Genomic DNA, 11,754 nt, shown 5'->3' on the forward strand with positions numbered 1-11,754 from the left:
GGTTGAGAAGAGCATGACTTCAGTCGATTGCAGCGCTCCGGAAACGAGCGAAGCCGCGCTGCGCGAAGCCGTGGCAGCGTGGATGGCGGAACATCTGACAGGTGAATTCGCCTGCCTGAAGCATCGCGGCGGGCCGGGAGATGAAGAAGCGTTTCCCGAGCTGCGCAAGGCCTGGGAGCGCAAGCTGGCCGAAGGCGGCTGGACCTGCGTGGGCTGGCCCGAGGCGCACGGCGGACGCAATCTCTCGGTGATGGAGCAGGTGGCCTTCCAGGAGGAATACGCGCGTGCCGGCGGCCCGGGCCGCATGGGCCACATCGGCGAAGGCTTGATCGGCCCTACGCTCATCGCCTACGGCACCGAAGACCAGAAGGCGCGCTTCCTGCCGGGCATCCGCAACGGCACCGAACTCTGGTGCCAGGGCTATTCGGAACCGGGCGCCGGTTCGGACCTCGCCAATGTACGCACCCGCGCCGAGCGCGATCCGGCCACGGGTGACTGGATCGTGACGGGCCAGAAGGTGTGGACGTCGCTCGCGCACGAATCGGAATGGATCTTCGTGCTGGCGCGCAGCGAGGCGGGCTCCCAGGGCAACCGCGGGCTGATCTTCCTGCTGATGCCGCTGGACCAGCCGGGCATCGAGATCCGCCCGATCCGCCAGATGGGCGGCGGTGCCGAGTTCAACGAGGTCTTCTTTGATGGCGCGCGAGCCAAGGCCGCAGACGTGGTGGGCGCGCCGGGCGAGGGCTGGCGCATTGCCATGGCGCTGCTGGGCTTCGAGCGCGGCATCTCCACGCTCGGCCAGCAGATGCAGTTTGCGCATGAACTCGGCTGGATCGTGGACGCTGCGCGCGAGAACGGCGCATGGCGCGACCCGGTACTGCGGCGGCGCATTGCACGCGCCTGGTCCGGCCTGCGGGTCATGCGCTACAACGCGCTGCGCATGCTGGCCGGCGCGCAGGGCGCAGACAGCGGCACAGGAAGTGGCGCATTACAGCGCGAAGCGCTGATCTACAAGTACTACTGGTCCAACTGGCATCGGGACCTGGGGCAGCTTGCACTGGATGTGCTCGGCCCCGAGGCCAACCTCATCGACGAGACCAACACGCGCCGCACCCGCCTGCAAGGCATGGCGCTGTTCTCCCGCGCCGACACCATCTACGCCGGCACCAACGAAATCCAACTCAACATCATCGCCGAGCGCGGCCTGGGCATGCCGCGCGAAGCACGGGGACAAGCATGAACACCATTTCCGATACCACGCATTCCAACGGCGCGGCACAGGGCGTGCGCGCTGCGCCCGCCTACGTTCCTGGCCATGGCCTGCTGAAGGGGCGCAGCGTGCTGATCACGGCGGCCGCCGGGGTCGGCATCGGCTTTGCGGCGGCGCGCCGGTGTGTTGAGGAAGGCGCACGCGCGCTGATGATCTCCGACATCCACCCCCGCCGCCTGGAAGAGGCCGTCGCCAAGCTGCGCGCCGAAACCGGCCTGGAGGCCATCTACGGCCAGTTGTGCGACGTCTCCAACGAAGAACAGGTCCAGGCACTGGTTGCCGCGGCAGAAGAAGCACTGGGCGGCACCGACGTGCTGATCAACAACGCGGGCCTCGGCGGGTCGCGCCGCATAGTCGAGATGGACGATGCCGAATGGCTCCGAGTGCTCGACATTACCCTCACCGGCACGTTCCGGATGACGCGGGCGATGTTGCCGCACATGCAGTCGCGCGGGCGCGGCGCCATCGTCAACAACGCGTCGGTGCTCGGGTGGCGCGCGCAGAAGGAGCAAGCGCACTACGCAGCGGCCAAGGCCGGCGTGATGGCGCTCACACGCTGCAGCGCGATGGAAGCCGCCGAGTTTGGCGTGCGCATCAATGCGGTGGCGCCCAGCATCGCCTTGCACGATTTCCTGAAGAAATCGGCGCCGGCGGAGCTGCTGGAGCAACTGGCCGCACGCGAGGCGTTCGGGCGTGCCGCCGAAGTGTGGGAAGTGGCCAATGTGATGGTGTTCCTGGCCAGCGACTACGCCTCGTACATGACAGGAGAAGTGCTCCCGGTGAGCAGCCAGCAGGCATGAGGCCCGCGGCGGCTTGGGGTAGGGGCCGCTAAGGAGATAGGCATGGCAAGGGTGTTTGATTCTGCTCAGGCAATTCTGGATGCAGTCGGGCAGCGGCTGGGCGAGAGCGCCTGGACAGAGGTGACGCAGGCGCAGATCAACGGCTTTGCCGATGCCACGGGCGACCACCAGTGGCTGCACGTGGATCCGGAACGCGCGGCCAACGGCCCGTTTGGTGCCTGCATCGCGCATGGCTATCTGACGCTGTCGCTGGTCAACCAATTCCTGCCCGAAATCCTGACCGTGGAAAACATGAAGATGGGCGTGAACTACGGCTGCGACAAGGTGCGTTTTCCGGCGCCGGTGCGCGTCGGTTCGCGCCTGCGCGGCGTGGGCGAACTCGTCAAGGCCGAAGCGCTGCAAGGTGGTGTGCAGGCCGTGGTGCGCATGACCGTCGAGGTCGAGGGGCAGGACAAGCCCGGTTGCGTGGCCGACACCATCAGTCGCTACTACTTCTGAATCCGAACTTTCGAGGACAAGCATGAAAGAAGCCGTCATCGTAGCCGTGGCACGTACGCCCATCGGCAAGGCATTCCGCGGCGCATTCAACGATACCGAGGCGCCGGTGCTGGGCGGCCACGTGGTACGCACCGTGGTTGAGCGCGCGGGCATCGACCCGGCTGAAGTGGACGACGTGCTGATCGGCGCGGCCGCGCAGCAGGGCACGCAGGGCTACAACCTGGGCCGCCTGTGCGCCACCGCAGCCGGCCTGCCCGACAGCGTGCCGGGCATGACGATGGACCGCATGTGTTCGTCGGGCCTGATGACCATTGCTACCGCCGCGAAGAGTATCCAGTGCGGCGAGGCCGACATCATCGTGGCGGGCGGCGTGGAGTCGATCTCGCTCACGCAGAACAAGCACAAGAACGCATATCGCGCGCAGTCCGAAGCCGTGCTCGCGCGCCAGCCGGCCGCCTACATGGCGATGATCGAGACCGCCGAAGTGGTGGCGCAGCGCTACGGCATCACACGCGCCGCGCAGGATGCCTATGCCCTGCGCAGCCAGCAGCGCACTGCGCAAGCGCAGAGCGAGGGCCGCTTCGACGACGAGATTGTTTCGCTCGAAACCACGCGCGCGCTGTTCGACAAGACGGGCGCACAGACCGGCACCGAGCTCGTGCGCCTGATGCGCGATGAATGCAACCGCGCAGACACCAGCGCGGAAAGCCTGGCCGGTCTCAAGCCGGTCTGGAGCGGCGGCCGCGTGATCGCGCAGGGTGAACACATCACCGCGGGCAATGCGTCGCAATTGTCGGATGGCGCGGCTGCGGTGCTGCTGATGAGTGCAGACGAAGCCAAGCGGCGCGGCCTGCGCCCGCTGGGGCGCTATCGCGGCATGGCGGTGGCCGGCTGCGCACCGGACGAAATGGGCATCGGCCCCGTGTTTGCCGTGCCCAAGCTGCTGGCGCGCCACGGCATGACCGTGAACGACATCGGCCTGTGGGAGCTGAACGAAGCCTTCGCCTGCCAGGTGCTGTATTGCCAGGACAAGCTCGGGATTCCGGATGACCGGCTCAACGTCAACGGCGGTGCAATCGCCATCGGCCATCCGTTCGGCATGTCGGGCGCGCGCATGAGCATGCACGCGCTGATCGAAGGCCGCCGGCGCGGGGTCGCGCATGCCGTGGTGACGATGTGTGTTGGCGGCGGCATGGGCGCAGCCGCGCTGTTTGACGTGCTGCCGTAATCGGTACATCGCCGCAGGCACCGGAGGCACATGGGCCCGTCAGAGGCCGCCCCGGTTGTCCAGCAGCGGCACCCCTAGGAGGAGACAACGATGAAGCAATGGATTGGCGTGGCCATGTCGGCAACCGTGCTGGCCACGGCTGCCTGGGCGTTCTCGCCCCGGCCCTTACCGGCGTTTGCGGCCACCACGCTGCGGCCGGATCAACTGCAGATCACCGGGCTTGCCCACGCAGGCAAGCGGCTGGTGGCCGTGGGCGAGCGCGGCAAGATTCTGCTGAGCGACGACCAAGGCGCCAGCTGGCGCACCGCCGCCGTGAGCATCGATCAGGGTTCGACCCTGACGCAGCTGGCCTTTGCCGATGACAAGAAAGGCGTTGCGGTGGGCCACAGCGGTTGGATCCTGCGCACCGAAGACGGCGGCGCCCACTGGCAGCAGGCCGCATTCGACGACAAGCAATCGGACCCGCTGCTAGGCGTGTGGATGCAGCCCGGTGGCGCGTGGTTCGCCTTCGGCAGCTTTGGCCGCTTCCTGGTGTCGCGCGATCAGGGCGCCAGCTGGAAGGACGCAGCGGTAGACGCAATGCGCGACCGACATCTCAACGGCATGACGGGCGATGCCCAGGGCCGTCTGATGCTGGTGGGGGAGTCGGGCCTCGTACTGCGTTCCGCAGACGGCGGCGCCCACTGGGAAACGATGCAGGTGCCGTACAAGGGCTCGCTGTACGGCGTGCTGGCACTGCACAACGGCACATGGCTGGCCTACGGGATGCTCGGCAACGTGTTGCGCAGCGATGACTTCGGGGCCACCTGGCAGGCGTCGGATGCCCAGGCCCATACGTCCTTCTTTGGCGGCGCGCAGCTGTCGGATGGTCGCATCGTGCTGGTGGGGCAGGGCGGCACGCTGGCCGTGTCGACAGACGACGGCCGCAGCTTCAAGCCGCAGACGGCGGACTCGCAGTCCCTCACCACGGTGGCCGATGTCGGCAATGCCCACCTGGTCATCGGCGGCGACGGCGGCATCAGCACGTTCGCACTCCCTCCTGGTGGCGTCAGCCGCTGATCTTCCCTGATTCATTGCAAGCGAGCACGCCATGACCCGCTCCCCTGATTTCCACCCTGCGGCTGCTGTCACCCCTGCGCTGACCCGCACGAGCCGCATGGTCGCCTTCTTTGCACGCGCGCTGATCCAGTACCGCCGGTTGTTGCTGGTGCTGTGCCTGGCCATGACCGTGGCGATGGGCCTGTCGGCCACGCGCCTGCGGCTGGACCCGGGCTTCAACAAGATGATCCCGCTGCAGCACCCCTACATGCAGATCTTCACCAAGTACGCCAGCGCCTTTTCGGGTGCCAACACCGTACTGGTCAGCCTGCGCTGGAAAGGTGAGGGCGACATCTACAACCGCGCCTTCATGGACAAGCTGCGGCACGCCACCGATGACGTGTTCTTCATCCAGGGCGTGGAGCGTCCGCGCGTGTATTCGCTGTTCACGCCCAACGTGCGCTACACCGAGGTGACCGAAGACGGCTTCCGCGGCGATGTGGTGCTGCCAGGCCGGTTCTCCGGCACGCCCGAAGAACTCGACCAGGTGCGCAGCAACGTGGCCCGCTCGGGCCAGATCGGCCGTCTGGTCAGCAACGACCTGAAGTCGGCTTTGATCCGCGCCGAATTGAGCGAGGTAGATCCCGCCACCGGCCAGGTCATCGACTATTCGCGCGTGGCACGCGAGCTGGAAGCCATCCGCGCAAAGTTCTCCGGGCAGGACGTCGAGGTCAATATCGTCGGCTTTGCCAAACTGGTGGGCGATGTGGAAGAAGGCATCACCAGCGTGATGATCTTCTTCGCCATCGCGTTCCTCATCACCACGTTGATGCTGTATTTCTACACGCGCTCGCGCAAGACGACGCTGCTGGCACTGCTGGTGGCGCTGCTGCCGGTGGGCTGGCTGCTGGGCCTGCTGCCGCTGCTGGGGTATGGCATCGATCCGATGTCGATCCTGGTGCCGTTCCTGATCTTCTCGATCGGCGTGTCGCATGCGGTGCAGATGACCAACGCCTGGCGCCAGGAGGTAGTGCGCGGGCATGACTCGGTGGAGAGCGCGCGCGCGGCATTCAGCAAGCTGTTCGTGCCCGGCACGGTGGCGCTGCTGACCAATGCGCTGGGGTTCATGGTCATCATGCAGATCAAGATCGATATCGTGCGCGAACTTGGCATTACCGCTTGCCTGGGCGTGCTGCTGATGATCGTGACCAACAAGATCTTCCTGCCGATCCTGCTCTCTTATACGCAGCTTGAGCCGAAGGTAGTCGAGGCAGGCAAGCGCCAGGTACAGCGTGGCGATGCCGGCGCGTCGATGTGGTCGAGCTTTGGGCGCCTAGCGCGCCGCGGGCCGGCGATCGGGGTGTTTGTCGTCTCGCTGGCATTGCTCGTACTGGGTGCAGTGCAGTCGCGCGCGCTCAAGGTGGGCGACATCGGCAACGGTGCCCCGGAGCTGCGTGCCACGTCCCGCTACAACCTCGACAGTGAAGCCATCGTGCGCCAGTACAACATCGGCGTGGACGTGTTGACGGTGATGGTGGAGCCCAAGGGCTTTGACGACGGCTGCCTGCACTACCCGGTGATGAGCGCGGTGGAGCGCTTCGAGATGCAGATGCGTGGCGTGTCGGGCGTGCAATCGGTGGTGAGCGTGGCCTCGATGGGCAAGGTGGTGATCGGCGCTTTCAACGAGGGCAATCCGCGCTGGGAAGCCCTGCCGCGCAGCAGCGATGGCCTGAGCCAGGGCGCCAAGGCGTTCGACCCCGACAACGGCATGAACACGTCGAACTGCCAAGCCATCCAGGTGCTGATCTATACCGCCAACCACGAAGGCGCCACCATCGCGCACATCGTCAAGGAGATCAAGGCATTCACGGCCGCAGACCAGACCCCGAACGTCGCATTCCGCCTGGCCGGCGGCAACGTGGGTGTCATGGCGGCCACCAACGAAGCCGTGGAAGAGGCCGAGGTGACGATGCTGCTGGCCATCTTCGGGGCCATCACGCTGCTGTGCCTGCTGACCTTCCGCTCGTGGCGCGCGGTGCTGTGCATCATCGTGCCGCTGACGCTGGTGTCGATCCTGTGCAATGCGCTGATGGCACGCCTGGGCATCGGCCTGAAGGTCTCGACGCTGCCGGTCATCACGCTGGGCGTGGGGGTGGGCGTGGACTACGGCATCTACCTGTACGAGCGCCTTCAGCATCAACTGCGCGAAACCGACCAGACACTGCCGCAAGCCTTTGCCGAGGCAATGCGCCAGCGCGGCACGGCGGCGCTGTTCACCGCACTGACGATGTGCATCGGCGTGGGCACGTGGGCGTTTGCGGCGCTCAAGTTCCAGGCAGACATGGGGATCCTGCTGGCGTTCATGTTCCTGGTGAACCTGTTCGGCGCGGCGCTGCTGCTGCCGGCGCTGGCCGCGTGGCTCGGCGTGGAGCAGGAGGAGCGCGCACGCGGTGCCCGTTCTTCCGTACACTCGGGCCATGTTGTCGGCGAGCTCAAGGCCGGCAAGCTCAATTCGGAGGTGGCATGAGCGCACGCGCATTCACGCCGTGGCAACTGGCTGGCCTGACGCTGCCCAACCGGTTCGTCAAGGCCGCAACGTTTGAGGGCCGCACGCGGGGCGGCGAGCCGAGCGAATCGCTGGCGGCATTTCATGCCGGCATCGCCCGGGGCGGTACCGCACTCACGACGGTGGCGTACTGCGCCGTCGCGCCGGGTGCGCGGACCTTTCCAGACCAGATCTGCGTAGACGAGTCGACCCTGCCTGGCTTGCGTCGGCTGGCCGATGCCGTGCATGGCGCGGGTGGGCTGGTGTCGGCGCAATTGGCCCATGCCGGTTCGTTTTCACGCCTCAAGCGCCCGCTCGGACAGCGCTCGCGCGGGCCGTCGGTCACGCTCAATGACTACGGTCTGCTGGCGGGTGAGCCGATTGCTGGAGCGATGCGGCAGAGCGATCTCGACGCAGTGGTCGCACAGTACGCCGAAACCGCAACGCGACTGAAGGCCGCTGGTTTCGACGCGCTCGAAATCCACATGGGTCATGGCTACTTGCTGAGCCAGTTCATCAGCCCCGCAACCAATCGCCGGACCGACGCCTACGGGGGCAACCTCGTGAACCGCATGCGCTTGCCACTGCGCGTGCTGGAGGCGGTGCGCGCAGCCGTGGGCAACGACATGCCGCTGATCGCCAAGCTCAATCTGAATGACGGGCTTCCCGGTGGCGTCTGCGTGAACAACAGCATCGAAGCCTGCAGACTGCTGGCCGCAGGCGGCATCAACGCCATTGAGCTGAGCGGCGGCTTTGTCAGCCGCTCGCCGATGTACCTCTTCCGCGGCGAGAGCCCGTTGCCGGAAATGATCCGCAACGAACGCAGCGCGATCTTCCGCTTCTTCTTCCGCCTGGCCGGCCCGAAGCTGTTTCCGTCGATGCCGTTCGAGCCGCTGTATTTCCTCGAGCAGGCCCGCCGTGTGCGGCAAGCCGTGGATGTGCCGCTGATCTACCTCGGCGGAGTCAGCAGTGGTGACGATGTGCGGCGTGTGCTGGACGAAGAGGGCTTTGATGCCGTCGCGCTCGGCCGGCCGTTGCTGCACGACGCGGGTTTTGTTGAACGGCTGCGCGCCGATGCGCGAGCGGTCAGCGGCTGCACGCACTGCAACCGCTGCGTGGGCTTGCTGGATGCGCCGGGCGGGGTCCGCTGCGCGCTTGTGCAAGCGTAATACGTGGGGACGGCGCTGCGGCGCTCATCCCTCCGGTCCAGCGTAAAAGGGCCGCTCCGACATCCATCGGAGCGGCCCTTTCTCCTTGGGCTCGACTCAGTGGGGACAGCGCTCAGAAGTTGAGTCCGTTCCCGGTGATGACCGGCATGTTGGTCCACACGCCGCGTGCGTCGCGATACCAGCCTGCAGCCGCCAGCGCGCCACCGTCTACGTGCAGCGTGGTGCCGCTGACCCAACCGGCCAGCGGGCTGGCCAAGTACAGCGCGGCACCTGCCGCATCTTCAGGCGTGCCGAAGCGCCCCAGCGGAATCCATTGCGACATCCGCTCTCGATGTTCCGGCGCGATCATGACTGAGAGCGGCAACTGCGGCGTCTCGGTCGATTCCGGTGCGATCAGGTTGACGCGGATTCCGGCGGGACCGAGTTCCAATGCCAGGCTCTTGGTGAGCCCGCTCAATGCGGCTTTGCAGGCCGCATACACGCTGCAATTGGGAATGGCGCGGAACCCCTCGATGGACGACAGGCTGATGATGCTGCCGCCTGGGCCGTTGTGCCGCAGCAGCGGAATCATGGCGCGCGTGACCAGGAAGACCTGCTTCAGATTGACGTCATACAGGCGCTGGATATCGCTGTCTGTATAGGCCTCGAACGGCTTGGCAATCATCAGCGAATCGCCCACGTTATTGATCAGCACATCCAGGCCGCCGAAGCGCTCGTCCACGGCTTTCACGAGGTGCGCAACCTGATCGCCCTGCGTCACATCGGCTTGCACGATGACGTGGTCGACGCCGGCGGCGTCAAGCCACGCACTCACGTCGGCGGCGCGCTGCGCGTTGACCTCTGCGATTGCCAGGCGCGCGCCGGCGCGTGCGAACGCTTCCACGATGGCGCGCCCGATACCCGCGCCGCCGCCCGTCACGAGCACTGTCTTGCCATTGAAATCGAGCATGCCGTCTCCTCGTTTTGATTTGCGTTGATTTCGCTGATTCTCGAGTCCGGGTGCGTGCGTCACATCGTCCAACGGGACTAACGGTCAAAAAGGGGGGAAAGGCGGAAAAGGCGGGCAGAAGCGGTCGTGCAACCCAGCGCAATGCGTGGTCGCAGCCGTGGGGATGGCCCCTAGTCCGATGGGACGATGAGCGCGGCGTGTGCTGCAAGTAAGGTCACTCTGGGCTGCCAAGACAGGCGGCATAAAGCCAACAATCAGGAGACGACATGTCCACAACAGGCTATAGGATCGAAGCCAAGCCGCTCGGCGATCGCTTTGCACGCGGTTGGCATTGTCTGGGCCTGGCGGCCGACTATCGCGACGGCAAGCCGCACACACTGAACATCTTCGGTCGCCGCCTGGCGGCCTTTGCCGATTCCACCGGCCAGATCCGTATTGTCGATTCGTTCTGCCCGCACATGGGTGGCGACCTCAGCACCGGCACCGTGCAGGGTGATGAACTGGTCTGCCCGTTCCACGGCTGGAAATGGGGCGGCGATGGCGCATGCAAGGAGATCCCGTACTGCAAGCGCGTGCCGCCCAAGGCCCGCATCGGCAGCTGGATCACCAGCGAGCAGAACCACCTGCTGTTCGTCTGGCATGACCCGGAGGGCAAGGCACCGCCGCCCGAGGTGGCGATTCCGCGCATCGATGCCTGCTTCTCCGACGAGTGGCACGACTGGGCGATGGACAAGATGCTGATCAACACCAACTGCCGCGAGCTGGTGGACAACATCTCGGACATGGCGCACTTCGACACCGTGCATGGCACCGAGCTGCAGTACTTCGCCAACCTGTTCGAAGGGCACAAGGCCACCCAGTTGATGATCGGGTGCAGCAAGCGGCTGTCGGGCGACGACCGCCTGACCGCGCTGTCCACGTATTTCGGACCGGCCTATCACATCACGCAGATGACCGGCAGCGCAAACGGCCAGCCGATCGAATCGATCCTGCTGAACTGCCACGTGCCGATCGACCAGAACAGCTTCGAGTTGCGCTACGGCGTGCTGGTCAAGCGCATTCCAGGACTGCCGGAAGAGCAGAGTCAGGCCATTGCGCAGGCCTACGTGCAGCAGGCGCGCGAGGCGTTCTATGAAGACGTGCAGATCTGGGCCAACAAGGCCCGCATCGACAACCCGGTGATGTGCGAGGCAGATGGCCCGATCTATCAGGCGCGCGAGTGGTACGGCCAGTTCTACGTGAACGCAGATGCCGTGACGCCCAACAGCGTGGCGCGTCGCGTGGTCGAACTCAACCCCGGTGGTATCGAGCCGAGCCCGTTGCATCACGTGTTTGAAGCCTAATCTGCCAGATCAATCAACGAGGGGAACGTTGTGTCTTCCAGCAATCAACCGCTTGTGGCTGTCGTCACAGGTGCTTCGCGTGGCGCCGGCAAGGGCATTGCCCTGGCGCTCGGCGCCGCCGGCGCTACGGTGTACGTCACCGGCCGTTCGCAGCAGGAAGGCGACGCCGCACTGCCCGGCACCATCTGGTCGACCGCAGACGAGATCGACAAGGCGGGCGGCAAGGGCATCGCCGTGCCGTGCGACCACAGCGACGATCGTCATGTCCAAACGCTGTTCGAGCGCGTGTCGCGCGAGCATGGCCGGTTGGACATCCTGGTCAATAACGCCACTTTCCTGCATGACGAACTGACCGTGCGCGGCGGGTTCTGGCAGAAGCCGCTCGACATGGTCGACATCCTCAATGTCGGCCTGCGATCGGGCTACGTGGCGAGCTGGTTTGCCGCGCCGTTGATGATCAAACAGCGTCGCGGGCTGATTGCCTTCACGTCGTCGTTTGGTTCGAGCTGCTACATGCACGGGCCGGCCTACGGCGCGCAGAAGGCCGGCGTCGACAAGTTCGCCAAGGACATGGCCGTGGACCTGCGCGCGCACAACGTCGCGGCAGTGTCGATCTGGATGGGCATGCTCAAGACCGAGCGCAGCATGCGTTCACTGGCACGCGCCCCGGATCAGTACGCCGAGTTTGCCGCGATGGCGGAAACGCCGGAGTTCACCGGCAAGGTCATCCATGCGCTGTATCGCGATCCGAATCTCATGAGCAAATCGGGCCAGGTGCTGATCGGCGCAGAAGTCGCGCAGGAATACGGCATTCAGGATGCCGACGGCAAGCAGCCGCCGTCTCATCGCGAGATGCTGGGCAGCCCCGCCCAGGCACATCCGGCCATCGTGGATTGATCGACACCTCTTTGCTT

At 65.7% G+C, this 11,754-nt stretch carries 10 protein-coding genes; 9 read left to right on the plus strand and 1 reads right to left on the minus strand.

The window, feature by feature from the left end; translation table 11 throughout:
• Positions 1–13: 13 nt before the first annotated feature.
• From NG900_RS04065 to NG900_RS04095, 7 genes are all read left to right on the plus strand, one after another.
• Positions 14–1,240, plus strand: coding sequence for an acyl-CoA dehydrogenase family protein (locus tag NG900_RS04065; protein WP_252677005.1), 1,227 nt, complete (start codon positions 14–16; stop codon positions 1,238–1,240).
• A complete protein-coding gene (locus NG900_RS04070) occupies positions 1,237–2,070 on the plus strand; it encodes an SDR family oxidoreductase (protein WP_252677007.1) in 834 nt (277 codons plus the stop codon). Before NG900_RS04065 ends, NG900_RS04070 begins: the two co-directional genes overlap by 4 nt.
• 42 nt (positions 2,071–2,112) lie before the next feature.
• Complete coding sequence (locus NG900_RS04075) at positions 2,113–2,568, plus strand: MaoC family dehydratase (protein WP_252677009.1); 456 nt, start codon at positions 2,113–2,115, stop codon at positions 2,566–2,568.
• A gap of 22 nt (positions 2,569–2,590) precedes the next feature.
• Positions 2,591–3,796, plus strand: a complete 1,206-nt coding sequence (locus NG900_RS04080) for an acetyl-CoA C-acyltransferase (RefSeq protein ID WP_252677011.1) — start codon at positions 2,591–2,593, stop codon at positions 3,794–3,796.
• 90 nt (positions 3,797–3,886) lie between these two features.
• Positions 3,887–4,855: a WD40/YVTN/BNR-like repeat-containing protein gene (locus tag NG900_RS04085; RefSeq protein WP_252677013.1), complete on the plus strand. Its 969-nt coding sequence runs from the start codon at positions 3,887–3,889 to the stop codon at positions 4,853–4,855.
• Between the two features lie 97 nt (positions 4,856–4,952).
• Complete coding sequence (locus NG900_RS04090) at positions 4,953–7,361, plus strand: efflux RND transporter permease subunit (RefSeq protein ID WP_252678417.1); 2,409 nt, start codon at positions 4,953–4,955, stop codon at positions 7,359–7,361.
• Positions 7,358–8,548 carry an NADH:flavin oxidoreductase gene (locus NG900_RS04095; protein WP_252677014.1) on the plus strand — a complete coding sequence of 397 codons (1,191 nt, stop codon included), beginning with the start codon at positions 7,358–7,360 and terminating at the stop codon, positions 8,546–8,548. The genes NG900_RS04090 and NG900_RS04095 overlap by 4 nt, the downstream gene beginning before the upstream one ends.
• Before the next feature lie 112 nt (positions 8,549–8,660).
• On the opposite strand, the gene NG900_RS04100 is transcribed toward NG900_RS04095, so the two are convergent.
• Positions 8,661–9,497, minus strand: a complete 837-nt coding sequence (locus tag NG900_RS04100; RefSeq protein ID WP_252677016.1) for an SDR family NAD(P)-dependent oxidoreductase — start codon at positions 9,495–9,497, stop codon at positions 8,661–8,663.
• 266 nt (positions 9,498–9,763) lie between these two features.
• On the opposite strand from NG900_RS04100, the gene NG900_RS04105 reads away from it, so the two are divergent.
• Complete coding sequence (locus NG900_RS04105; RefSeq protein WP_252677018.1) at positions 9,764–10,840, plus strand: 3-ketosteroid-9-alpha-monooxygenase, oxygenase component; 1,077 nt, start codon at positions 9,764–9,766, stop codon at positions 10,838–10,840.
• Positions 10,841–10,870: 30 nt separating this feature from the next.
• Positions 10,871–11,737: an SDR family NAD(P)-dependent oxidoreductase gene (locus tag NG900_RS04110; RefSeq protein ID WP_252677020.1), complete on the plus strand. Its 867-nt coding sequence runs from the start codon at positions 10,871–10,873 to the stop codon at positions 11,735–11,737.
• Positions 11,738–11,754 lie beyond the last annotated feature (17 nt).

This window comes from Ralstonia soli, from assembly GCF_023955655.1.
Classification (GTDB): Bacteria; Pseudomonadota; Gammaproteobacteria; order Burkholderiales; family Burkholderiaceae; genus Ralstonia; species Ralstonia soli.

What these genes read in the sequence shown, in the direction of transcription:
- NG900_RS04075 (WP_252677009.1), top strand. Translation starts at nt 2,113, where the DNA reads ATGGCAAGGGTGTTTGATTCTGCTCAGGCAATTCTGGATGCAGTCGGG.
- NG900_RS04095 (WP_252677014.1), top strand. Translation starts at nt 7,358, where the DNA reads ATGAGCGCACGCGCATTCACGCCGTGGCAACTGGCTGGCCTGACGCTG.
- NG900_RS04085 (WP_252677013.1), top strand. Translation starts at nt 3,887, where the DNA reads ATGAAGCAATGGATTGGCGTGGCCATGTCGGCAACCGTGCTGGCCACG.
- NG900_RS04090 (WP_252678417.1), top strand. Translation starts at nt 4,953, where the DNA reads ATGGTCGCCTTCTTTGCACGCGCGCTGATCCAGTACCGCCGGTTGTTG.
- NG900_RS04070 (WP_252677007.1), top strand. Translation starts at nt 1,237, where the DNA reads ATGAACACCATTTCCGATACCACGCATTCCAACGGCGCGGCACAGGGC.
- NG900_RS04080 (WP_252677011.1), top strand. Translation starts at nt 2,591, where the DNA reads ATGAAAGAAGCCGTCATCGTAGCCGTGGCACGTACGCCCATCGGCAAG.
- NG900_RS04100 (WP_252677016.1), bottom strand. Translation starts at nt 9,497, where the DNA reads ATGCTCGATTTCAATGGCAAGACAGTGCTCGTGACGGGCGGCGGCGCG.
- NG900_RS04065 (WP_252677005.1), top strand. Translation starts at nt 14, where the DNA reads ATGACTTCAGTCGATTGCAGCGCTCCGGAAACGAGCGAAGCCGCGCTG.
- NG900_RS04105 (WP_252677018.1), top strand. Translation starts at nt 9,764, where the DNA reads ATGTCCACAACAGGCTATAGGATCGAAGCCAAGCCGCTCGGCGATCGC.